Source organism: Collinsella sp. wc0529, assembly GCF_046116875.1.
GTDB lineage: Bacteria > Actinomycetota > Coriobacteriia > Coriobacteriales > Coriobacteriaceae > Collinsella.
In genome coordinates this window covers 626,327-650,332 of sequence record NZ_JBJXBO010000002.1, presented here as the reverse complement: position 1 = coordinate 650,332, position 24,006 = coordinate 626,327, and the positions used below count along the sequence as shown (strand labels likewise).

22 protein-coding genes are annotated in these 24,006 nt (G+C 58.2%); 5 read left to right on the top strand and 17 right to left on the bottom strand.

What is annotated here, in order from left to right:
- Positions 1 to 6: 6 nt before the first annotated feature.
- Complete coding sequence (locus ACKUTP_RS09455) at positions 7 to 1,986, bottom strand: NAD(+) synthase (RefSeq protein WP_409064199.1); 1,980 nt, start codon at positions 1,984 to 1,986, stop codon at positions 7 to 9.
- A 203-nt stretch (positions 1,987 to 2,189) separates the two neighbouring features.
- On the opposite strand from ACKUTP_RS09455, the gene ACKUTP_RS09450 reads away from it, so the two are divergent.
- Together ACKUTP_RS09450 and ACKUTP_RS09445 are read left to right on the top strand one after the other, a co-directional pair.
- Positions 2,190 to 3,152, top strand: coding sequence for a hypothetical protein (locus ACKUTP_RS09450; protein WP_052044241.1), 963 nt, complete (start codon positions 2,190 to 2,192; stop codon positions 3,150 to 3,152).
- 140 nt (positions 3,153 to 3,292) lie between these two features.
- The gene (locus ACKUTP_RS09445; protein WP_409064198.1) at positions 3,293 to 4,606 is read left to right on the top strand and encodes a hypothetical protein; all 1,314 of its coding nucleotides are present in this window, start codon (positions 3,293 to 3,295) and stop codon (positions 4,604 to 4,606) included.
- A 214-nt stretch (positions 4,607 to 4,820) separates the two neighbouring features.
- Here ACKUTP_RS09445 and ettA read toward each other — a convergent pair whose 3' ends face one another.
- The 3 genes from ettA to ACKUTP_RS09430 form a co-directional block, all read right to left on the bottom strand.
- A complete protein-coding gene (ettA, locus tag ACKUTP_RS09440) occupies positions 4,821 to 6,500 on the bottom strand; it encodes an energy-dependent translational throttle protein EttA (RefSeq protein ID WP_055251458.1) in 1,680 nt (559 codons plus the stop codon).
- Between the two features lie 184 nt (positions 6,501 to 6,684).
- The gene (locus ACKUTP_RS09435; protein WP_409064197.1) at positions 6,685 to 7,389 is read right to left on the bottom strand and encodes an SdpI family protein; all 705 of its coding nucleotides are present in this window, start codon (positions 7,387 to 7,389) and stop codon (positions 6,685 to 6,687) included.
- Entirely contained in the window at positions 7,382 to 7,660 is a 279-nt protein-coding gene (locus ACKUTP_RS09430) for an autorepressor SdpR family transcription factor (RefSeq protein ID WP_022094448.1), read from the bottom strand. Before ACKUTP_RS09430 ends, ACKUTP_RS09435 begins: the two co-directional genes overlap by 8 nt.
- Positions 7,661 to 7,839: 179 nt before the next feature.
- On the opposite strand from ACKUTP_RS09430, the gene ACKUTP_RS09425 reads away from it, so the two are divergent.
- Both ACKUTP_RS09425 and ACKUTP_RS09420 read left to right on the top strand, forming a co-directional pair.
- Complete coding sequence (locus tag ACKUTP_RS09425) at positions 7,840 to 8,637, top strand: ThiF family adenylyltransferase (protein WP_409064196.1); 798 nt, start codon at positions 7,840 to 7,842, stop codon at positions 8,635 to 8,637.
- 14 nt (positions 8,638 to 8,651) lie between these two features.
- A complete protein-coding gene (locus tag ACKUTP_RS09420; RefSeq protein ID WP_409064195.1) occupies positions 8,652 to 9,434 on the top strand; it encodes a TatD family hydrolase in 783 nt (260 codons plus the stop codon).
- Positions 9,435 to 9,513: 79 nt separating this feature from the next.
- Here ACKUTP_RS09420 and ACKUTP_RS09415 read toward each other — a convergent pair whose 3' ends face one another.
- The 13 genes from ACKUTP_RS09415 to ACKUTP_RS09355 form a co-directional block, all read right to left on the bottom strand.
- Entirely contained in the window at positions 9,514 to 11,031 is a 1,518-nt protein-coding gene (locus ACKUTP_RS09415) for an FGGY-family carbohydrate kinase (protein ID WP_409064194.1), read from the bottom strand.
- A gap of 6 nt (positions 11,032 to 11,037) precedes the next feature.
- A complete protein-coding gene (locus ACKUTP_RS09410) occupies positions 11,038 to 11,847 on the bottom strand; it encodes a BtpA/SgcQ family protein (protein WP_409064193.1) in 810 nt (269 codons plus the stop codon).
- Positions 11,848 to 11,880: 33 nt separating this feature from the next.
- Positions 11,881 to 12,309: a secondary thiamine-phosphate synthase enzyme YjbQ gene (locus ACKUTP_RS09405; RefSeq protein WP_409064192.1), complete on the bottom strand. Its 429-nt coding sequence runs from the start codon at positions 12,307 to 12,309 to the stop codon at positions 11,881 to 11,883.
- A 2-nt stretch (positions 12,310 to 12,311) separates the two neighbouring features.
- Complete coding sequence (locus ACKUTP_RS09400) at positions 12,312 to 13,172, bottom strand: amidohydrolase family protein (RefSeq protein ID WP_409064191.1); 861 nt, start codon at positions 13,170 to 13,172, stop codon at positions 12,312 to 12,314.
- Positions 13,173 to 13,199: 27 nt separating this feature from the next.
- Positions 13,200 to 14,000 carry a fructoselysine 6-kinase gene (gene frlD / locus ACKUTP_RS09395; protein WP_195239143.1) on the bottom strand — a complete coding sequence of 267 codons (801 nt, stop codon included), beginning with the start codon at positions 13,998 to 14,000 and terminating at the stop codon, positions 13,200 to 13,202.
- A 121-nt stretch (positions 14,001 to 14,121) separates the two neighbouring features.
- Positions 14,122 to 14,985: a PfkB family carbohydrate kinase gene (locus ACKUTP_RS09390; RefSeq protein ID WP_409064190.1), complete on the bottom strand. Its 864-nt coding sequence runs from the start codon at positions 14,983 to 14,985 to the stop codon at positions 14,122 to 14,124.
- Between the two features lie 14 nt (positions 14,986 to 14,999).
- Positions 15,000 to 15,968: an SIS domain-containing protein gene (locus ACKUTP_RS09385; RefSeq protein ID WP_022094440.1), complete on the bottom strand. Its 969-nt coding sequence runs from the start codon at positions 15,966 to 15,968 to the stop codon at positions 15,000 to 15,002.
- A gap of 62 nt (positions 15,969 to 16,030) precedes the next feature.
- Entirely contained in the window at positions 16,031 to 16,882 is an 852-nt protein-coding gene (locus ACKUTP_RS09380; protein ID WP_161194583.1) for a sugar phosphate isomerase/epimerase, read from the bottom strand.
- Between the two features lies 1 nt (position 16,883).
- Positions 16,884 to 18,467: an amidohydrolase gene (locus tag ACKUTP_RS09375; protein WP_409064189.1), complete on the bottom strand. Its 1,584-nt coding sequence runs from the start codon at positions 18,465 to 18,467 to the stop codon at positions 16,884 to 16,886.
- A gap of 9 nt (positions 18,468 to 18,476) precedes the next feature.
- A complete protein-coding gene (locus ACKUTP_RS09370; protein ID WP_349077086.1) occupies positions 18,477 to 19,940 on the bottom strand; it encodes a YfcC family protein in 1,464 nt (487 codons plus the stop codon).
- Positions 19,941 to 20,158: 218 nt separating this feature from the next.
- Entirely contained in the window at positions 20,159 to 20,902 is a 744-nt protein-coding gene (locus tag ACKUTP_RS09365) for a GntR family transcriptional regulator (RefSeq protein WP_006234364.1), read from the bottom strand.
- Between the two features lie 150 nt (positions 20,903 to 21,052).
- Positions 21,053 to 21,712, bottom strand: coding sequence for an HAD family phosphatase (locus tag ACKUTP_RS09360; RefSeq protein WP_328291069.1), 660 nt, complete (start codon positions 21,710 to 21,712; stop codon positions 21,053 to 21,055).
- 63 nt (positions 21,713 to 21,775) lie between these two features.
- Complete coding sequence (locus ACKUTP_RS09355) at positions 21,776 to 22,618, bottom strand: Cof-type HAD-IIB family hydrolase (protein ID WP_409064188.1); 843 nt, start codon at positions 22,616 to 22,618, stop codon at positions 21,776 to 21,778.
- 334 nt (positions 22,619 to 22,952) lie between these two features.
- On the opposite strand from ACKUTP_RS09355, the gene ACKUTP_RS09350 reads away from it, so the two are divergent.
- A complete protein-coding gene (locus ACKUTP_RS09350) occupies positions 22,953 to 23,999 on the top strand; it encodes a hypothetical protein (RefSeq protein ID WP_409064187.1) in 1,047 nt (348 codons plus the stop codon).
- Positions 24,000 to 24,006: the final 7 nt, after the last annotated feature.

The window sequence follows — 24,006 nt, the reverse complement described above, 5'->3', positions numbered from 1 at the left end:
CCAACCTTAGTCAACCGGATTGAGCGCATCGATCTGCGCAAGCCACAGACGCGAGCTGGCGTCACTCGGCATACGCCAATCGCCGCGCGGGCTGAGCGTCACCGAGCCCACCTTGGGACCATCGGGCAGGCAGCTGCGCTTAAACTGCTGGGCAAAGAAGCGACGGTAGAACGTACGTAACCACGTGTGGACGGTCTTGGCGTCGTAGACGCCCTCGAAGCTCTTGAGCGCCATGCGGTAGATCTTGCCCGGCTCAAAGCCAAAACGCAGCAGGTAGTAGAGGAAGTAGTCGTGCAACTCGTACGGGCCCACCAAATCCTCAGTCTTCTGCGCAATCTCGCCGTCGCCCGTGGGCGGCAGAAGCTCGGGGGACACCGGCGTATCGAGGATATCGAGCAAGACCTCGGCAATGCGCCCGCCAAAGACATCGGCGGCATAGCGTACCAGATGGCGCACAAGCGTCTTGGGCACGCTCGCGTTGACGGCGTACATGCTCATGTGGTCGCCGTTATAGGTAGCCCAGCCGAGCGCCAGCTCCGACAGGTCGCCCGTGCCAATGACAAAACCGCCGGCTTGGTTGGCCAAATCCATGAGAATCTGCGTGCGCTCGCGCGCCTGGCTGTTCTCGTAGGTCACGTCCTGCACGGCCGGATCGTGCTCAATGTCCTTGAAGTGCTGCTCCACGGCCGCGTGGATCGAAACCTCGCGGAAGCTCACGCCAAGGTCGCGAGCGAGCGACTCGGCATTCGACTTGGTGCGATGCGTCGTGCCAAAGCCGGGCATGGACACGGCCGTGATACCGGTGCGCGGCAATCCCAGTGCGTCGAAGGCACGCACGGTCACGAGCAGCGCCAGCGTGGAGTCCAGGCCGCCCGAAAGGCCGATAACCGCAGCCTTGGTACCCGTGTGGGCAAGGCGGGTCTTGAGGCCCGCAGTCTGCAGATCGAGGATCGTCTCGCAGCGCTCGGCCAAGTCGCCGTGGTCGGCCGGCACAAAGGGCGCGCGCGGGAAAACGCGGTCGATATCGCAGGCATCGCGCAGGACAGGTTCTTCGGCCAGCACGCCCTCAAACGAAAATTCAACGGTCGTGGCCTCCGGCGCATCGTCCGCGCGCGTCCACGTCGTCGAGCGACGGCGCTCGGCAACCAGACGGTCAAGATCGACATCGGCGACGGCCATATCGCAGGTAAGCAGTTTGGTCGCGGCGAGCTTCGAACCGTTTTCGTAGACAAGGTTCTCGCCTGCAAAGACCATGTCGGTCGTGGACTCGCCCTCGCTCGCGTCCGCGTAGGCATAGGCGCAGTACAGGCGTGCGCTCTGGTTAGAGATGAGGCTGCGGCGATAGTCTGCCTTACCGATGATTTCGTCCGAAGCCGACGGGTTGAGAATCACCGTCGCACCGGCAAGCGCCATCTCGGTCGAAGGCGGCGCCGGCACCCACAGGTCCTCACAGACCTCAACGCCCAGCACCATATCCTCGGCACCCTCATCACAACAACGGTAGATAAGCCCCGAGCCCAGCGGAACCGGACCCTGACCGGCAAATTCAACCCACACGGGATCCGCAGGTGACGGAGCAAACCAGCGACGCTCATAGAACTCGCCATAGTTGGGCAGATACTTCTTAGCCGTAAGACCCAAAAGCTCACCCGCACAGCACACGGCGGCGCAGTTGTAGATGTTTTCAGCCACCGCAACGGGCAAGCCAACGGTAAAGACGATCGGCAGCTCACGGGTTTCATCGAGGATGTGCACCAGCGCTGCCTCGCAGGCATGCAGCAGCGTGCGGTTATGGAACAGGTCGGCCGCGGTATAGCCGGTCAGGTTAAGCTCGGGCAGCACCAGCGCGCGAACGCCGCGCTCGGTAGCCTCGCGAACAGCCGCCAGCGCAACCTCGGCATTGCCCTCGACATCGGCCACACGCATCTTGGGCGAGGCCGCCGCCACACGCAAAAAGCCATCAGACTGAGAAAGGTGAAGATTCATAAGAATGCTCCCGTGCGTAAACGCCATTCACAACAATTAGCAAGCCCTATTGTAGTTCAACCGCCGGGTGTAACCGCATCCCACCAACTTGGTGAGCTATTGATGAGTTGATGGTATCTGTTAAATGTCACGTACGATTCACATCTGGTGGGTACCCTGATGGCTACACGAAACGAAGCAGATTTACACCGGGAGGACCCCGTATGACAACCAAGTACACCGACGCGCCACGCACGCGCGTCATGACGCCGGCATCGCTCAACAACGGCGTGCACGAGAACCATTCCATCGGACAGACCATGGCCATCGCGCCCAAAAAGGGCCTGTTTGACGACATTTCCATTCCCCAGATCATCGCCGGCGCCGCAGCTGCCGCCACGAGCGTGGCGCTTGCTTCAAAGATCGGCATTGCCGGCTCGGTGATTGGTGCCGCTGTGAGCTCAGTCATCACTGTTGTGTCCTCGCAGGTCTATCGCCACTTTATCTCCGCCAGCGCCGAAGCAATCAAGGGCACGCATGCCGCTGTCGACTACCCTGCCGGCGCCTACGAGCCCGTTGAGCCCGATGTCGAGGAGCACCTAGGTGGCGCCGCGACCACGCAGGAGATGCGCCAGGTTGCGGGACGCGCGACCACGGCGCGCGTCGCCCCCAACAGCCTGCGCGCCAAGGCGGCGGCAGAGCGCAGCCAGACGCAAAAGAAGGTCATCGTCTTCTCGATCGCTATCGCCATCGTCGCGGTCATCGCCTGCGCCGGCGCCATCCTTATCACCACTGCCGGTGAGGGTCTGGGCGAGCGTCCCGAGCCAATCCTGTCGTCGCGCACGACCGAGAGCGATGCAAATGGCAACACCCAGTCGCAGGATCAGCAGGCACAGACGGACGATACGCAAGACAGTTCTACCTCTGCCAATTCGTCCTCGAACGCCCAAAACCAATCGCAGGGCACCGATTCCTCTACGGCCAACAGCAGCACGCCGTCCGGCACGACCGACTCAAGCCAAACGACTGACGGTTCGCAGCCGAGCACGGGCGGCCAGACGAGCGACACCACGTCGGGAACGGGCACAACAGACAGCAGCAACACCAACAGCTCGAACAGCTCGAGCGGAACCGCGTCCGGCACGGCATCTGACAACTCGAGCCAAGGCACGGCATCGGGCAACTAAGCACATTTGCCTCTCATAGATAACCGACCTGTATAACGGGCGCGAATCGACAGCGGTTCGCGCCCGTTTGCCTTGGGCGCCGCCATGGCGAACGCTATGCGATGGTAAGATGCTTTACATGTGTAAAGAGGAGATTTGCCATGAGCAAGACAATAGTTAGGCCCACGCTTTCGCTGGGCAACCACATCTATCTGTATCGCCTGCTACGCGATGCGATTGGATGCGGCAAGCAAACGTTTATGACGCAGGTCGAGGAGGCGCTCGCCGCAGGCGACATGACTGCTTATGACCTGGGCTTTGAGTCCACGCGCGAGCTGCTCGAGGAGCTCAACGACTGCGTTAAGCTGACCGTCTTTAAAGGCGGCCGCCTGTATGCCACCGTCATCGCCAACGAGGCCTGGGATGCTGCGCTTGCCAAGGGCGAGGACAAGCCCAAGACCGCCAAGGGCGCCAAGCAGTCCTACAAAAAGAAAAAGCGCGGTGAGAAGGACCTCAAGGCCGTGCGCCCCAAGCACGTTAAACGTCCTGAACCCGAACCCGTGGCTGAAGCTGTGCCGGAGCCCGAGCCCGAGCCCGAGACAGAGATCGAAGTCGCTATCGAGGTGACGGCAGAAGCCAGAACCGAAATCGCCGCCACGACCGATCCCGAAGTTATGTCAGAGCAGGAAGCCACTGCGGGGCTCAACGAGGCTCCCAAGTCGACAACCGAAGAAGCCGCTAACCAACCCGAGACGTCTGCGTTCCAAAACAGCGATATCTTTGGCAACGAGGCCGAGGACGAACAGCCCGACGAGCCCGACGATCAAGACGCTACCGAGTCGACGCCGGAGCCCGAGACGCCGCGGCCTGCCATCTCGCTTACGGTCGTCTATGACCCCGAGAACGCCAACGCCGGCATCACCACCATGGCTTCCACGCCGGTCGAGACAAAGCCGAGCATCGAGAACGAGAACGCAACGCAGGTTGAGATTGAAACTGCAGCTGCAGACGCGCCCGTCACCGTGAAGCCCGCAGATTCCACAATCAAGCCGGAAGCGACGCCGGAGCCCGCACCCGTCATCGAATCCGTGCCCACCTCTGCTTGCGACCAAATTCCCGCACCGGCACCGGCTCCGGCACCCGCAGCGGCCCCAACCCCCGCACCTGCAGCGCCCGCCATCCCCGAGGACTCCCCCGTCGATTTCGCAACCGAGGTCTTCTGCCCCGGTCCGTTGCTACACCAGCTGTCGACCTATCTCCCCTACGGCGCCGATACCCTCGGCATCGTCGGCGAGTACTACTGGATCGCCCGCGAGCGCGGTACCATCGAGGCCGCGCGAAACCGCGCAAGCTTCCCCCTGCGCTACACGCAGGCCGGCGAGCGCCGCGAGGTTACCGTGCGCATCCGCCGCAACACCACCGGTGGCCTCGGATCCACCTGGGCCATCGATAAAGTCGAAGAACCCGAGCAGTAACGACAAACGACTCAAATCCAAATCAGGATTTGAGCCGTTTTTATTTGTTGATGTTGCGTAACCAACAGCGAGCGGGCCGCAAGTGCCCCAGGTTGCCGTGAAAGAGGAGCGACGCGTACTTCGGTACGCGAGCGACGGCTTGAACGGCAAGATGGGGTGCTTGCGACCCGCGCAGCGTCGAGCAGTTACGCGGTTTGGAAAACCGCGTAACGATCTAGTCGCGCGTCAGCTTACGGTGAATACGATGCGGCTGGGCTGCGTCCTCGCCAAGGCGCTCGATGCGGTTGGCCTGATAGGCCTCGAAGTTGCCCTCAAACCAATACCAGTTGCCCGGATTCTCGTCGGTGCCCTCCCACGCCAGAATGTGCGTGGCGACGCGGTCCAGGAACATACGGTCGTGGCTAATGACCACCGAGCAGCCCGGGAACTCGAGCAGTGCCGCTTCGAGCGAGGACAGCGTCTCGACGTCGAGGTCGTTCGTGGGCTCGTCGAGGAGCAGCAGGTTGCCGCCCTGCTTGAGCGTAAGCGCCAAGTTCAGACGGTTGCGCTCGCCACCGGAGAGTACGCCGGCGCGCTTCTGCTGGTCCTGGCCTTTAAAGCCAAAGCTCGCCACATAAGCACGGCTCGGAACCTCGGTCTCACCGACCATCATGTGGTCCAGGCCATCCGAGACGACCTCCCACAGGTTCTTATCGGGGTCGATGCCGGAACGGTTCTGATCGACATAGGAGATCTTGACGGTCTCGCCCACCTCGAGCTCGCCCGAAGTCAGCGGCTCCAGGCCCACGATGGTCTTGAACAGCGTGGTCTTGCCCACACCGTTGGGGCCGATGACACCCACGATACCGTTGCGCGGCAGGGTGAACGATAGGTCGTCGATGAGCACACGGCCATCGAACTCCTTGTGCAGGTGATGAGCCTCGAGCACCTTGTTGCCCAGACGCGGGCCCACGGGGATGCGGATGTCGGTCCAGTCGAGTTTCTGGCTTGCGCGGGCCTCGGCCTCCATCTCCTCGTAACGAGCCAGACGGGCCTTGTTCTTGGCCTGGCGAGCCTTGGGCGAGCTGCGTACCCACTCGAGCTCGGCCTCCATGCGCTTGGCGAGCTTGGCGTCGCGGTTGCCCTGCGCCTCGATACGCGCGGCCTTGGTCTCCAGATACGTGGAGTAGTTGCCCTTGTAGGGATAGAGGTGGCCGCGGTCGACCTCGCAGATCCACTCGGCAACGTTGTCCAGGAAGTAGCGATCATGCGTGACAGCCAGAACGGCGCCCTGGTAGTTGTGCAGGAAGTGCTCGAGCCACAGGATCGACTCAGCGTCCAGGTGGTTCGTGGGCTCGTCGAGCAGCAGCAGGTCGGGAGCCTCGAGCAGCAGCTTGCACAGGGCCACGCGACGGCGCTCGCCGCCGGAAAGCACGTTGACCGGCATGTCGGAATCGGGCAGCTGCAGGGCGTCCATGGCCTGGCCGAGCTTGGAATCGATATCCCAGCCGTCGGCGGCGTCAATCTCGTCCTGGAGCTTGCCCATCTCGGCCATGAGGGCGTCCATGTCGCAATCCGGGTCGCACATCTCCTCGCCGATCTTGTTGAAGCGATCGACCTTGGCGATCATGTCGCCAAATGCCATGCGCACGTTCTCGATGACGGTCTTGTCGTCGTCGAGCGGCGGCTCCTGCTGCAGGATGCCCACGGTGTAGCCGGGGGTAAGCCTAGCATCGCCGTTGGAGACCTCCTCGATGCCGGCCATGATCTTGAGCAGGGTCGACTTGCCCATACCGTTGGGGCCCACGACGCCGATCTTGGCACCGGGGTAGAAGCTCAGGGTCACGTCGTCAAGGATTACCTTGTCGCCATGGGCCTTGCGAGCCTGATACATCTGGTAGATAAACTCCGCCATTTGCCTGTTTTATCCTTTCTACCTGCTGTTTCCCTATTTTTGTTTCGCTTTAATGGAAACAAAATGAGGGAACCAGCTCTGAAACGTAACGAAAAAGGGGCATGGTTGCCCACACCCCCTAATACTACCTGGGAAAAGTCCCCCGGAACATACTATGAACTGCGTACGCTAGTTTTCCGCAACCTTAACGAGCGGCTCGCTGCGATTTGCGCCACAACAGATACGAGTAGAGGTAGACGGCTCCAACCGAACCAAACGCCAGAACCGCAATCACCGCGGCGACGACTTCACTCGAAAGCACGCTGCCTGCCACGCCCATCACAATCAGGCCAATACCCAGCACCATAAAGCAGGCGCCGCCAAAACGCTGCGTACGGCGCCAGTTTTCGGGATCGGCAAGCGCCCAAGGTGTCTTGATACCGAGCGTATAGTTCTGCTTCACACGCGGCAAGTAGTTGCCTACGCCGATGAACAGCAAACCGACAACACCGGAAATCAGCACGTTAACCGAACCGACCGCCGGCACTACGCCCCAGACCGTAAGCTCTCCCAGCCAGCTTATGGCGCACATGAACAAGGTGAAGGCGATTACGAAGCCCTGGTAGAACTTGCCCGAGGTTCGATATGCCTCACCTTTGGGGTCGATGCGCGGCACCATGCAGAACATTGCGAGAAGCGCCAGAGGCAGCACGCCGAGCGCGGAGGCCATCCAACTAGGACCCCAACCGTCGACGGCGCCGTTCGCGCCCCAGTGCGTGGGAATCTGTGCAGGCAGGCTCGGCATCACCATGAGGTGCGCTACAACATTAATAGCGCAGACCACAACAAGCATGGCCCACACGCGCGACGATACCCCCGTGGCGTGAATGCCCTTGTTTTCGTTATTCATCCTTATCACCTTCCGTGTTTGTAAAGCCCATAAACCAACCGATCAAGTCCTGCATGACGGTGGTGTTTAAGCTGTAAACGATGTTTTGGCCATGACGTTCGTCGGTCACCAACCCGGCGTTTTTGAGCGTCGCCAAGTGATGGCTCAGCGACGGCTTACTGATATCGAAATGCTCGGCAAGCTCCCCCGCCGTGCAATTGCCCTCGCGCAGCAACTCCAAAATGCGCCGTCGCGTTGGATCGGCAAGCGCCTTAAAACCCTCTCCCGGCATAAGACCTCCTCTCATCATCTCTCATGACGTGCACACTATACTCAATATTTAGATGTTTGTCTAACTATCTAATCGCAATGCTTCAAACCACATCAAAGCAAACGCCATCGCAACCTATGGGCGATTACCTATAATGGCGATAGCTAAAACACGACCTGCTTCCCCATCGGAGGATATTTATGACCGAAACCGCTGCCGCAGCCGCCATCGAGACACGCGACACCAAGCTCGAGATTATCATGGGCCGCGAGGCACTCGATAAGCTCGCCGATGCTACGGTGCTAGTGCTCGGCTGCGGAGGCGTGGGCTCCAACTGCTGCGAGGCACTCGCCCGCGGCGGCATCGGTCATTTCGTCATTCTGGATAAGGACATCATCGCGCCCAGCAATATCAATCGCCAGGCCATCGCCTTTCACAGCACCGTCGGCAAGCGCAAAGTCGACGTCATGGAGGCTATGATTCACGACATCAACCCTACCGCTACCGTCATCAAGCGCACCGAATACCTGCTGAGCGACAACATCGATGATTTCTTCGCGAGCGTTTTGGAGCAGACGGACGGCAAGCTCGACTACGTCGTCGACGCCATCGACACCATCTCGGCCAAGCTCACCATTGCCAAATATGCTCAGGACCACGACATTCGTTTGGTTAGCTCCATGGGCGGGGCCAACAAGCTCCATCCCGAGTGCCTCCGCTTTGCCGACATTTTCGATACGGTACGTGACCCCATGAGCCGCATCATGCGCAAAGAATGTAAGAAGCGCGGAATCAAGAGTCTGCACGTGCTGTTTAGCTGCGAGGAATCGGTTAAGACCCAACCCCGCGACCCGTCCAACATCCACGAGCGTACCGAGTTGGGTACCGCCAGCTTTATGCCGCCCATCATGGGTCAGATGATTGCCGGCGAGGTTATCCGCCAGATCAGCGGGCGCGGCACCGAGCGCGTACGCGCCGACGGCCAACGCCTGGACTAGCAGGATGTCCTGCGATGGAACCGCAATTCTTTGACACGCATTGTCATCTTGATTTGATGCTCGGCCCCGATGCTGCAGCCAGTGAGTCGGCGGCGTCGGGTCTGGGGCTCTTTGACTGCGGGGTCGACCCACGCGACTTTTCGGCCGCAAACGAGCGCGCCCGTCGCCTACCAGGCATCATCGCTGGCGTTGGGCTCCACCCCTGGTGGCTCGCCGACGGCCGCTGCGGTCCTGCCGAAGTCGATCTGCTTTGCGAAGTTGCTGCCCAAGAGTGCTACATCGGCGAGGTGGGACTCGACTTTTCCGCACGCTTTGCCGGAAGTGAGCCGCTACAAATACAGGCATTTGACCGGCTCTGCGATACACTCGTGCAGCATCCTCTTAACGGGCGCGTGATATCAATTCACGCCGTTCGTTCGGCAGGAGCCGTACTGGACGTCCTCGAATCGCATGGACTACTCATCCCAAACCCCGACTCCCCCGTTATCATCTTCCACTGGTTTAGCGGCACTTCGGACGAACTCGTCCGCGCGCGTGATGCGGACTGTTATTTTTCCGTCAACGAACGCATGCTCGCGTCTAAACGAGGACGCGAATACGCACGACAGATTCCACTCGATCGTTTACTGCTCGAGACCGATGCACCAGCGGAGGCAAACACAGAAACAAGCGCGCAGTCGCTCATCAAATCGCTCACAAGGACCTCAGAACGCATCGAGTCGCTCAAAAATTGTGACGCAAAGCGCATCGAGTCGGCAGTTTTAACAAATGCGCACTCTGTTTTTGACCTTCGCTAACCCCTGTGGGCAAAAATGCCAAGGGGCATGCGAATCGCACAACGCAGTCCCTATTAGCAGGCAGTACAGTTCGGCAGCATTACACCAATTCGTGCATGAGGTCACGGTTGCGTGCATACAATTCGTCGAAGATATGACGGCGCGACGCATATAACTCGTGGGCAGCCATATCGGGCACGATTGTTTGCGCAACGCCAAGGACCTGGGCGAGCTCATCCCATGATGCATAGGCGCCACCTGCGAGAGCTGCCATGATGGCATCACCGAAGCATGCGCCCACCGTAACCTTGGCCACCGAGACCTCGCGCCCGCATACGTCGGCGATAGCCTGCATCCAAACTGGGTTCTTGGTTCCACCTCCGACAAGCATAATGCGCCCAATTGGCAGTCCATGCTCTCGCTCGATAATGTCGACATGGGATGCAACGGTATACGCGACGCCTTCCAAAGCGGCGCGAACCATATGGGCTCGCGTATGCCTTCCGGTCAAGCCAAAGAAGACGCCACGCGCCTCGGGATCGTTGAGCGGAGTACGCTCCCCCGCAAAGTACGGCAGACACAGGAGCCCATCGGCACCCGGCGCCACGTCGGCGGCATCATGCGCCATAACCGAATATGCATCAGGGCCACCGTGGTCCTCGGCCTCTACGGCGTCGCGATACAGCTCTTGGCGCAGCCACGATGTGAGCGCACCCGCCGTATTGGTCCCCGCGCAGATCCCGTAAGTTCCGGGAATGATAAACGTCCCTGGCCACAGGCGGGCATCATCGATCATATGATCAGCTAGGTAGATGAAATACGCCGTACTCCCCAACTGAACCATCATATCGCCGGGACGGAATACACCCGTCGAAATGGCCTCGGCACCAGAGTCGCCCGTTCCCGCTAAGACAGGTGTCCCTGCCGCGAGCCCCGTCGCCTCTGCCGCACGCTGCGTAATCACCCCGGCAATATCGGTAGCCGACATTACCTCCGCCATCTGGTCAGGCCGGCAGAAACGAGCACATTCCCGAGCATCAACCTTCCAAGTGAAGCGGTCGTATAGGGGAAGAAAATCCTCCGCCAAATAACGGTCCACCGTAAAACGCCCCGTCAACTTTGCGCATAGAAACGACGACGCCGTCAGGAACTTCACGGCACGTTCGTGCACCTCGGGCATATTCTCCTTAAACCACAAGATCTTGGGAGCAATATCTGACGAACAGGGATCGTGCCCGAAAAGCTCGCGTGCGCGGTCTGACCCATATTCGGAAAGAAGCTCGTCAATCTGCGGCTTCGAACGTGCATCGACTCCATACAAAATCGCGGGCGCCAGCGCGTTGCACTCGGTATCGACCGGCACACAGTCGCAACCCAATGCGGAAAGGCCCACGCATCCGATCTGCGCCGCGTTAACCCCCGATTGCATCACCAGCTCGCGCGACAAGCGGCAAAAATCGCCCCACCAAACTGCCTCCGCATCATGCTGGTACCATCCGTCACACGGGTTGTCCGTCTCGTGCCCACAAGAGGCTTGGCAAACGATGTTGCATCGATCATCGATTAAAACGCCTTTAGAGGCGCTTGTCCCAATATCAATACCCAGATAGAGCGCCATAGGTGCCTACTCCCCTCGCGCCGTACGAGCGGCAACCATAAAACGAGCCACCCGCTCAACATCGACCGGGGCATCCAGCTTTCCGTCGCGCTTTAAGCAGGTGCCGACAAACGCGCCATCGTAGTGAGCAAATACGTCAGCCACGGTATTTTCGCGACAACCGGTGCCACATACCACAGGCACTTCGCCAACACGCTCGCGGACTTCATCGGCAAGCTCGCCCGAAGCGCCACGACCTGCAGCCGAACCGCCGATGACCATTGCATCCGGAAGGCAATTAAAGAGAAGTGAATCGGCAATGTCCGAAGTCGTGCGGTCGTTGAGATAAACCTCCCCCTCGCTCGTGATGAAGTGAAAAAGCTTGAGGTCGTCCAAGCGCAGCGCCGCCTTGCGACGCATGGTGTGAGCGAAATCTCGGTTAATCAGCCCGAGATCACCGGCCCAGGCACCGCAAAAATTGCAGCGCGTGAACTGCGCGTCGACGGCAGCGCACAGCTCGATTGTGGCATCACCATCGTAAATAGCCTCAGCTCCCCAAGGGGTCGACAGATCATGGGATAGAGCCCCGATTACATAGCCCATCGATGCAAGGGTTGAGGGAGAAACGTGCTGCTCATAGGGCATCGAGAGCTCATTGGTAATCAAAATGCCATCGACACCGCCCTGCTGCAACGCCTCGAGATCGCGCTTGGCGGCTTCCACGACCTGCGACACGCTTCCGCCCGGGTAATACAGTGGATCGCCCGGCAGAGGACGCAGGTGCAGCATTCCGATAACCGGCTTTTCGGTCTTGAACATCGAGGTTAAAAACGACATAACGTGCTCCTTCGTAGGGTTATTGCAGGGACGTTACTCCCCCAGCACCTCCACGTACACTTTTCGCTTCTGCGGACCGTCAAACTCCGCAAGATAGATGTTCTGGGCGCCTCCGCACACGATGTGGCCATCTTGGACGGGAAAGAAGCAACTGTTTCCACAAATCATGCTCTTGATATGCCCACACGAGTTGTTGCCGGTAGCTCCATAGCTCGGCAGGAAGTGTGCATGCGCATAGGGGGCATCGAGTGGGGCGATGCGATCAAGCGTCTCCATAAGATCCGTCTCCACGCAGGTCAGCCCCTCATTTACCACGATTCCACAGGTCGTATGCGACAAAATAATCGCTGCCAAGCCATTGGTCACCGAGCTGCGTTCGATGGCAGCGTGCACGTCTTCGGTAATATCGATGAACTGGTCCGGAGCAGTCGATAGATAGCTCAATGTCTCGAGCGTCACCATGTTTACTCATCCCCTTCAAGAAAACGCAGGGCATTACCCCAGTAGAGCCTTTCTCGCGCATCATCGCGCATGGGCACGGTATCGAGCGCCCGCTTGAGTTTGAATGCACGGAAGCGCGGCGTATTGCTGGCGAACATCACTTGGTGCGATAGCGCGCGCTCATACCACAGCGGCCCCATATCGACCGTGAAAAGACGCTGCATCATCTCCTCGGGCGAATCGATGTAAGTGATAGAGGTGTCCGTGTAGCAGTTGGGATACTTGAGCAGCATCGCCACGGTCTCGCGCACCCAGGGCCAGCCAAAGTGGGTCAAACTAAAGCGCACATTTGGATGCGTTGCGATTGTGTGCTCAAATGCAAGCGGGTTACTGCGCGAGAGCTCTGCGCCAGGTTCCCAAGACATACCGGCATGGAAAACCACCGGCTTGTTATAGCGCTCGCACAGCTCGTAAAGCGGCTCGGCCACAGCATCATCGGGGACAAAACCCTGCTTTGCAGGATGCAGGCAAAGCCCCTTTGCCCCCAACTCGGTAAAGGCGCGCTCCAATTCGTCTGCGGCACCGCTCACCTGCGGGTCTACGCTCGCAAATCCCCACAGACGATCGGGATGCGCGGCAACCAGCATGGCAATCTGGTCATTGGTGCCAAAGTGCCCTCCGCATGCCGTGGTTACATCGAGCGGCATGAGCACGCTCTTCTGCACATCGCAGACGTCCATCTCGACTTGAAGCTCATCCCAATCCATGGGGCCCATATGCCCCATACCAAATTCTCGTGACCAAAAGCCGAATCCATCAGGCTCATCACCCGGCTTACAGATCTCGCCGTAGAGCATAGGATGGACCAACATGTCGATAACCATTTCGTACTCCTTTCCAGGCATTTGACCCTAGTACGGCTCAAACGAACCAATCACTCGGGACGACAGCTCAGCGCCCGCCTTCATACACGCCGGAATATCAAGGCCATCGATCACGCCCTTGGTAAACCCGGCAATATACGAGTCGCCGGCACCCACGGTATTAACGACCTTCTCCGCCGGTACGATCCCGCACTCATAGAAGCGCTCACCGTCATAGGCAATGCTCCCCTTCTCGCCAAGCGTGGCAACCGCAACGCGCGGTCCCAATTCCTGCACGTGGCGTACCCAGTCTCGCAGCTCCGGAGTGTCCTCTTCAAACGACATGAACGCATAGTCTACGTAAGGAAAATGAGCCTCGCATGCATATTCGGGATCCTGGCTGAACACCGAGAAGTCCATAACCACCGTCTTGCCCGCATCATGCCATTCGGGCAGGAGGTCCAAACAATTGCCAAACAGGTCGGTATGAATGATGTCATGCTCTAGGATAAACGCCCGGTCATCTTCATTCGGACGATATGTCTCCATTACGCCATCGATTGCCTCGAGATGCACGCGATCGACGCCGTCTTTCAATGCCATGAGCATCACCGAGGTGTCGCCATCCTCCACCCGCAGATGTGAGATATCGAACCCCTCAGCGGCCAGCGCCTCTCTCATCTTGTCTCCGTACTCGTCCTTGCCGACAACCGACACGGCGGATACCGAAACGCCCATTCGTGCAAGATGGATACCCCAGTCAATGCCGTTACCAGTCGGATAGAACACGCCGATGTTCTGATAGACGTCCGCACAGCAAAAACCAGCCGCGCACGCTTTAATACCCATGGTCTTCTCCAATGTTCAAAAGGGGACCCACCACATGGCGAGCCCCCTTTTCGCGTTTTGCTTATTGTTTTGCATCGGCTGTCCAAGGCCTCATAGCCAGACCGCCGTACGCTTTCTTAAGCTATTCGACGATTGGTGCTCCGTGGCCCCAAGAACCTTCCATGCCGCACACGGTCGAGGCAAACCCGGCAGCAAAGTCGAGCGCGCGCTCGATGGCCTCGGCGCCATCCTCACCACGCTTGACGGAATCGAGATAGCACATCAAAAACGAGGTGAGGAACGAGTCGCCCGCCCCCATGGTGTCCTTCATGTCCGTCACCGGTTTAGCCAGCTGGCGGTAATAACGCTCGCCGTCGTAAGCAATGCAGCCCTCGGCGCCCGCCGTAGCCGACACAAAACGCGGACCCAGACCCTTCACCCATGCCAGACGCTCGCGAATCTCGTCCTCGCTCGCGGCATCCGCCGCACTAAAGAAAGCGAAATCGACGTAGGGCGCAATCTGCTCGTAGTACTCGTCGGTGGAGTCGTCCGAAAAGTCAAAAGAGACCGTGACGCCCGCAGCCTTCAACTTGGGCAGCTCGCGCTCGGTAAAGCAGTAGTTGCCCGAATGAACCACATCGAACTGCTTCATGTACGCAAGGTCAAAGCGATCAAGGACATAGCGCGCATCGCCACGGATACCGCCCTCGTTGGAGCCAAGGAAGACACGGTCACCGTCAACGACGGTCACGCGAGCCGCCCCGTTCTCGCCAATCATCTGCTCGCACTTGTCAAGCTCGATACCCTCATCCTCGAGGCTTGCAATGACATGCTCGGCAGCGGCGTCATTGCCAAAAATGCCCATGTATGCAGAGCGTGCGGCACCGCATTTCTTGGCATAAACGGTGAAGTTCACCGCATTGCCGCCGGGATACATGGTGTGGATATGCTCGTAGCGATCGACGACGTTGTCGCCAAATCCGAGCGCGTTAACGTTAAATGCCATGGCCTTTGCCCCTTCTAGTACTCGACAACACCCATATAGCGGCGGAAATCGGGATCGTGATCAAACACCTTGCCGCGTGCGGCGCGCAGCTCGCAGTTCATGGCGTAGAACAGCACCGGGTCCAGATAGGCACGGACGCTCGCCGGCACGGCTTCCATACCGTACTCCTTGGCATCAAGCACCATCAGCGTATCGGTATGCGTCTTAAGGAACGCCAGGGCGCGCTCGTCCATAGCACGGCACTCGCTGGAGCCCATCTGCAGGAAGTAAAAAACGCCATCCTGAGTAGCCTCGAAGGGGCCGTGGAAGTACTCGGCAGAGTGGATGTAGCTGCAGTGCTGCCACTGCATCTCCATAAGAGAGCAGATAGCGAAACCGTAGGTCTGGCTAAAGTTGGGACCGCTGCCCAGAATGTAGAAGAACTCGTGCTCCTGGCAAAGCTTGGCAAAGCGATCGCCCAGCTCGGCATTTACCTTCTCGCGTGCCGGAGGAAGAATTTTATCCATCTCAGCAATACCGGCATACATATCGGCAAGATCGGCGTAGCCCTCCTGCTGATCGAGCAGCTCGGCCGCAAGCGACAGCGAAATGCCAGCGGGGACCTCGGCCTGCGGCACGCCCTCGCCCCACGGGTAGACCCACGTGGTCCACTTGCCGGAGTCAATCTTGGATCCAGCGTTGTCGGTCTGGGCGATCACCGTAGCGCCGGCAGCAAGGGCAATCTCACAGCCCTCGACGACCTCGGGGGTGTTGCCACTGTGGCTACAAGCGATGACCAGGGACTTCTCGCCCAGACGACGCGGACGCATGATATCGAACTCGCGAGCCGTATAGATATACGAAGTGAAGGTGGTTGCCTCGCGCTGCAGAAGCTCATGAGCCGGGATCAAATCGATCATGGAGCCACCGCAAGCAATCCAGTAGACGCTGTCGAACTTGCCCTTCTCGGCAATTGCCTCTTTGATCAGGTCGTGTGCGTTCATATCCAGTTCCTTTCTTGTTTGGTCCACAATCAATGACGTTGGTTGCGTGGCCGATAGTTGTTTTAGTCAATCAGATATTTCTCGAATGCGGCCATGTTCTTGGCATCTGCCGCCGCCGGGTCATCATAGTAACGACCGTCCGTGATTTCCTGGCCCAGCATGCCGTCGAAACCATGGGCGTTGAGCGTGGCAACGAAGGCGTCCATATCGTGCTTGCCATCGCCCCACACCAGATGGCCATACGGATCACCGTCGATAAAGTGCATCTCGTGAATTGCCCCATCACCAAAGGCGGCAAACCAGTCCTCGAGCGTCTCGCCTGCAACGCCCATCGCGGTTGTATCAACCATGGGCTGTAAGTACGGGCTCGCGACCTCGTCAATCATGCGCTTCGCATCGGAAACCGTCGTCACAAGGTTGCTCTCCTCGGGACGCAGGCTTTCCATCGTAAGCACCAGACCGTGCTCGCCGGCATACTCCGCCAGAATGGACATGTGCTCGCGGCTGCGCTTCCAGGCTTCCTCGCGGTCCTCGTCCCAGTCGCCCCAGCCCGAGTTGACGGACATACGGTCGCACCCAAGTACCTCGGCAAGCTCAATGCCGTGCTTAAAGTACGCCAGGCTGCGCTGTTCATGCAGCGGTTTGCGTGCGCAGTATTGCCAAGGATAGACAACATTCTCGGGGCACAGAGTACGATACCTAAGCCCACGGTCTGCAGCTTTTTTCGCCAGGACCTCAGCCTCAAAGTAGCCCGTATGGTCGAGTGTCACATGCGGCTCCGCACACCACAGCTCAATGGACTCAAAGCCCAAACGCTGCTGCACATCAAGGAAGTAATCGAGCGACCACATGATGTAGTGGATATTCATGCCCGCAATCTGTTCGCGGCGCAGCGTCGGCTTGGATTCAGACATCCTATGCCTCCTCATTTCGATCGAACACGATTTGTCCGTCCGACATCGTCATATCAACCGAAAGATCGCGTGCGTCGCGATAATCGAGGTCGAACACATCCCGATCGAGCACGCAGATATCAGCAAGCTTGCCGACCTCGAGCGTACCCAGCTCGTCTTCGCGCATCAAATCGTACGCGCCCCCGGCAGTCCAAGCACGCAAGAGCTCGACAAGCGTCAGCGCGTTGGCCTCATTCACGGGCAGTCCATCGTCGAAGTATCCGCCGCACGCACTGTAGATTGACTCGCCCAGGCTCGGAATCAGCAGCGGCAAATCCGTACCACAGCACACCGTGCATCCGGAATCTTCCATGCCGCGGCGATTCCAGCTGTGCAAAAGTCGCGTCTTGCCAATTTGTCGACGCATCATCGACAGGCAATCCTCGCGCCGGTCCAGCGTCAGAATCTGCGGATAGACCTCGCAAATTCCACCTAACTTGCCAAACTTGACAAGATCGGTCGGATCAGAGTTCTCGAGATCGGTAATCGCATGGCGGCGAAGCAACCGTCCATGCTCGTCTCGAGGCAGCGAGGCATAGAGCGCCACGGTGCGACGAACGGCGCCATCGCCCTGGCAATGCAAGGAATATCGGAAGCCGTCAGCATCAATTGCGCGCAGCTCGTTCTCAATCAGATCCCACTCTGGCTCCTCGACGACCGTCTTGCCGGCAGTGCCCGCATCGGCCGAGTCCTCATAGGGGTCTATCATCTCGGCAAGCCCCGCCCATACGCCGCGATCGGTCATACGGTTGAAGCCAGAAAAACGAACGAACGGTCCCCGGAAGCGCTCTCGTGCCTCGCGGGCATATGCCAGATTTGCACCGGCACCCACCGGCTGCGACATCATAGAGACGCGAACCGTCAGCTCACCAGATTCCTCACGGCGAGCCATTTCGTCGGCAAAGCCGTAGTAGTCATCAAACGCCATCTCCTTGATGGCGGTAACGCCGCGCTCGTTAAGCATGCTCATGTAGTCCGAATACCCGGCACGCACCTCGGGCAGCGCGAGGAAATCGCTCATCATGCGCCAGATCTTCTCGGCATAGCACGCCTGGGGTGTAAAGCCGTATCGCGCACTGGCGGCAGCGTTGAGAACGCAGGTCTCCGCTCCTGGTGTAAAGCAGACGACGGGGATATCGCCAAAACAATCGTCAAACACAGCTGCCGTATTTGCGTTCTCGGCATCCGATGCCAACGTTTCGGGTAGGCTGTGGCCAAAAGCCGCCGCGCAATCCGGATGATCTTCTTTCCATGCACGCAAGAGCGACACGGCCTCTTTGGCATCAGCGATGCCGGACAGATCAGACCCCAACGTCCGCAGCGCCCAGCCTGTATAGAAGGTATGCACATCGATCAGGCCAGGCATGACGGTACGGTCGCCCAGGTCAACTACCTCGTCCGCCTGGGTCAAATACGAAGCTACCTCACACTTGGTGCCAACCGCCTCAATTCGATTGCCACGGACCGCTACGAAACCTTCGAACGGCAGGTCCCCCGTACCGGTAAAGACGCTCTTAGACGTCAGGACCGTTAAACGATCAGACATCACAACCACCTACACCGGAAGCATGCCAGAGATTGCCGTTACGATCAGGCCAAAGACGACCATGAAAATGAAGAACTTCCAAATGGTCTTCCACCATTGGCCAAACGAAATCTTAGCCACGGCAAGGCCGGCGACCGTCATGCCCGCCACGGGACTGATGGTGTTGATGGTCTGATTAGCAAACTGGAGCGCGGTAACGGCAGCTTCGGGATTGAGGCCCATAAGCTCGGTCAGCGGACCCATGACGGGCATGGTGAGCGCCGCAAGTCCAGAACTCGAGGGAACCAGCAAAGAGAGCAGGCCAAGGACGATATACATAAACGTGGTGTAGACGGCAGCGGGTGCACCGGCGAGCGCAGTAGCGAGCGCCTGGAGGATGGTGTCGATGATCATGCCGCCCTCGGCGATGACCAGAATACCGCGAGCGATACCGATAACGATAGCAGCGTACGCAAAATCGGCGAGACCCTTAACGAACTCCTCAGCGATCGTCTGCTGGTCAAGACCGCCCAGGATACCGGCAAGCAAGCCCATGCCAAGGAACACGGCGGAAATCTCATTCATGTACCAGCCCTGGGTAACAAGACCCCAGACGATAATGCCCATACCGCAGGCAAAATCGATAAGTACGAGCTTCTGACGGGTAGTGAACTCTTCCTCGATGGAGGCATCGGTCACGGAAAACTCAACACGCTTGAGCTTGTCGTCCTCGTACGTAATGGACGACTCGGGGTTTTTCTTGACGCGCATAGCGTAGCGCATGGCCCATGCGATACCGACGGCAGTAAAGATGACCCAAGAAACGGCGCGCAGCCACAGCTGAGGATTGCCCTCGATGCCAATGATGCCCTGGGCGATCAAAACATTAAACGGGTCGATGGTCGAAGCACAATATCCCAGGTTAGGACCAAGGAAGCAGATGATGAATGCCGTCATCGAGTCATAACCGATACCCATCATGATGGGAATGAAGATGGCATAGAACGGCAGGGCTTCCTCAGACATGCCAAACGTAGTGCCGCAAATGGACAGCAACGTCATCGTAATGGGAATGATGAGGATGTCCTTGTTCTTGAGCTTTTTAATCACACGGCTCATGCCGGCATTCAAAGCGTTGGTCTTGGTGATGATTGCGAACGATCCGCCAATCAATAAGACGAACGCAACGACGTCGGCAGCCTCCTGGATGCCCTTAGTGGGCGCTTGCAGGACCGCGAAGATATCCTGACCCAGATTGATGGTCTCGCCGGTCTCGGAATCGGTGTAGTTCTTATCGACCTGTTCATAGGTTCCGGCAACGGCGACTTCGCGCTCGCCCGCCGCTGTCGAAATCGTCTTGCGCTGATACTGACCCGAGGGAACGATCCAAGTCAGGACCGCAAAGACAACGATCAGCAAGAACATGATCGTATAGACATGCGGTAATTTGAACTTAAAACGTCTGTTTGTCTTCTTCGCCTTCGTATCTGACATAGATACCTCCAAAGAACTCGAGACTGCATCGCATCTCGCTTCAACGCTTGCATAAGGCAAACGTTCTATGACGTTCTATAGATTACCAGCAGCTTTTCCCGTCATCAAGATAATTTCAAACTGATTGCCGCAACGCGGTTGAACGGTCGCGTTCGCGCCGTGAACGGTATGGAAGCGCCCGGTGAGATGATCCACCGGGCGCTTCCATTCGCAATGTCCTAGATGTCAAAAACGTAGCGAGACCCAACGATCCGCTGACGACCGATGATAAACGGCCGCCGTTGCTCATCGAAAAAGAAGGCTTCCATATAAAACAAGGGTTCGCCAACGGGGACCGCCAGCAACCGAGCGACCTCGGGCGATGCGCACGCGATCTCGAGCGTGCACGGGTCGGTAAACGCGGGCGTGCGGCCCGTTCGGTTGCGCACGAACTCAAAAATGGATTGGTTAGATAGAGGTGCCGTTGATAGATAGGCGTTGTCCTCGTAAACGTATATGTTGTTCTCGAGCATGACGGGGACTCCATCGGCAGTACGTACACGCTCAACGCAAATCAAATCAGTTCCAACGGGAACACCAAAGAACTGCGCTTCGGTAGAATCTGCCGGCAGTATCTTTCTCGAAATGACGCACGCCCCCGGCTCCATTCCGTTAACGCGGCATGCGTCCGAAAAACTCTGGACGTCATCCTTCTGGCGAATCTTGCGCTTAAGCTTGGGGGCATTGACAAACGTGCCTTTCCCCTGCCGCTTCGTTAGATAGCCCTGCTGGACGAGCTCCTCAATAGCGCGTCGCACGGTAACGCGGCCAACTTTATAGTTCTCAGCCAATTCGAATTCGTTGGGTATCCGCGCGCCTGCCTTGTAGGCGCCGGAGTTGATTTCGTTTTTAATGATATCGATAACCTGTTGGTACAGCGGTATCGCTGCTTTACCGTCAGTTAGCCCTTCAGTCGGTGGCATATACCCTCTCCAAGCACGATTAAGTCTAAAGCGGGCTCAGGGGCATTCAACAAGCCCTTAAGCCCGCATTAGCTTAAAGTATGCTAGGTGTCGCACCAAAATGTCGGGTATTTACTCATCAGACCCGAAAAACGCGCAACTACCGCGCTCCTAAGAAAGCGTGAGCAGCTCCGGCAGCTGGTCGATAATCTTGTCCGCGGCATCCTGGCTAAAGCCAAAGCGCTCCTCGCGCTTGGCAATGACCGTCAGGCCGGCTCGCTTACCCGCGGTAATGCCCGGAACGGAATCCTCAACGCAGCAGCAGCGATTCGCGGGCAGCCCCAGCAGGTCCAGCGCATGCAGGTAGATGTCGGGCTCGGGTTTGCTCTCCTTAAACTGCTCGCCGCTCACCACATACTCAAAGGCATCCGACAGCCCGCATGCGTTGAGCACTTCCTCGATGCTATCCATGGGAGACGAGCTGGCAAGCGCCACGCGAACGCCACGGCGCGGCAGCTCTCGAATCGTATCCACGGCGCCTGGGTTAATCAAAGCCTGATAGTCACGCGGACGCTTATGCGCCCACTCGTCCCAACGGGCCAACGCTTCCTCGCCAGTGAAGTGCCCCTTACCGGCGCGCTCAAACCAATCGACCAGCATATGCAGGAAGAACTGATGCGAAGTACCGACCTGCCCATTCAACTCCTCTTGAGTCAGATTAAGCCCAAGCTCCTTGGCAAACGCGGCAGTCTCGCCCAGGTAGTAATACTCGGTGTCGACAATGACGCCGTCCATGTCAAAGATAACGGCGTCGAACGGAAATGCGGACACGGCACCCTCCCTAACAAAAGGGCGCCCGCAAGCGGACGCCCGAACCATGCACTATCGGCGATTCTAACCCAGTAGCTGGTCAAGTGCCACCGCGATACCGTCTTCGTTGTTGTTGGCGGTCACCATCTGGGCCACGGCCTTGACTTCATCGACAGCGTTACCCATGGCGACGCCGGTACCAGCCCACTCGATCATGGACTTGTCGTTCTGGCCGTCGCCAAACGATACGACCTCGCTGGCATCGATGCCGAGCTTGGGCAGGGCACCCTCGAGCGCGCGGGCCTTGTCGATACCGGGCGCCGTGTACTCAAAGTACCAGTCGGCCGTAAACATGCCCGAAAGCGTCTGCTTAAAGGGCGCATACATCTCCTCGTAATGTGCCTGCAGGTAGGCCGGATCGCCCGCCGTCAGCAGCTTGTCCACAGGATAAGCATCAGCAACCTCATGCAGGCTCTCCACCTCGCGAATCTTAAGATCGCACGCATCGCGCTCGTATTTGACGATGTTTTTCTGCGAGCCATCCGGCAGCGTAATCATGCAATGGTACGAGTCCTCGACGTGCAAATCGCGACCGAGCGAAATCATAGGGATCACGTCAAAATTACGCAGGTGATCAATCAGGCGATGCAGCTCGTCAGCCGGCATGGCCTGGTCAAAAAGGACCTCATCGGTCTGAGCGTCGACCACATGCGCGCCATTAAAGGCGACTAGCAGACCGTCATGGTTTTGAAGGTCGAGCTCCTGCGCCAGAGCATGTAGCCCCCATGCGGGACGGCCCGAAGCCAAGATGAGCTTAATGCCCGACTCCTGCGCTGCGAGCAGCTTCTCGCGCGTACGCGGGCTGATGACCTTTTGGTCGTTGGTGAGCGTGCCGTCGATATCCATTGCGATGGCTTTGATTGCCATATGTGCCTCCTTGCATAGTTTTTATCGCGCACTATCTTATCCGAGCCGGGGCACGTTCGCACAGCGCGCGTATGACGGTTGCAAAACCACCCCATTTGAAACAAACGCAAAAAAGTACTTGCAAAGACGCGTTCCGACATATAAGTTGATAAAAGACCGCCGTTGCGGTTTTAAGTAGATCGAGCATATGAAATTTCAGTTTTTAGCGTGTAAGAGAAAGAAGATCGGCAAAGTACAACCCCAAACGCAATGACAACTTAATGAGGTAACTGCCACATGTGAGGCACCCAGGGCATTGCTGTCTCGATTTTGAGCACGATGCCTTCCGCCTTGCATGGGCCGTTCCATCCCGCCCCTGCAGCAACTGCCTCACGGGCTCATTGAAAACCGCATAGCACCCCAACGTCAGCACATCACCCACGGCAAGCACATCACTCACGACAACCAACACATCAACAAACAGCACGAACATCAACCGATTGGAGAAGCTATGACAAACCACCACGCAGAAGACGGCGATAAGAAAAGCATTCTGGATGCCCGCATTGAGCGAGCATATGCAAACGAATATGACGCCGCCTTTGCCGCCGCGACCATCAAGAACTACGCGTCGCTACCGCTCGCGACGATCTTGGCCGACCACCCTCAACTGCTGAAGCGCTGTACAAAGATCATGGGCGACCCCGACATTCGCAAGCTGACAGACCCCTATGCCCCAAAACGCGACAACGATTCGTACGTTCTTACCGTAGGCTGCCTAGCCCATATGCTTACGGCGCTCGACACGAAACTCAAGCTCGAATGGGAACCCGACGAGCGTCATGAACTCGAAAGCAAGCGGAACACCCTGCGCACCGCACTGTTCCTTCCGTTGGACGGCCTCAAGCGCTGCAACGTCGAGCTCAATACACAGGCGCGGCAAAAGCCCGGGACCACAGGGCAGAAAACTCCAAGACCCCATGCGGCCATCGTCGACCGCAACCGATATAACCGCATGACCGCGCATTTTTCTGCCGAGGGAGCAGCCATAAGGACGCTGATCGACCTGCTGTGCCTCCTGAGCATCAACGAGCTATTTGAGGGCTATCTCGCCCTTGTTCCCGCGACGGCACCCAAGTCGGTAGCAAAGATCATCGAGACCTGCAGACGCCAGTTTGAGCGCCATCGCAATGGCAGCGAGATGAACGCCAGCATCGCGCAGTACTACGCGGCTCATTACAAAAATGACGGATGTGCCCCTGTCGAGCATCAGCTGCGGCTCGCCTACACCACGCCCGCCGCAACGCTCTATCGCTTTGGAGCCCTTGGCGCTTGCGAGCCGCACGAACAGGCAGCCTGCCCCACAACCGAGCTCGATCTCAGGCTCGGACGAACCCTGTAGCCCGCCA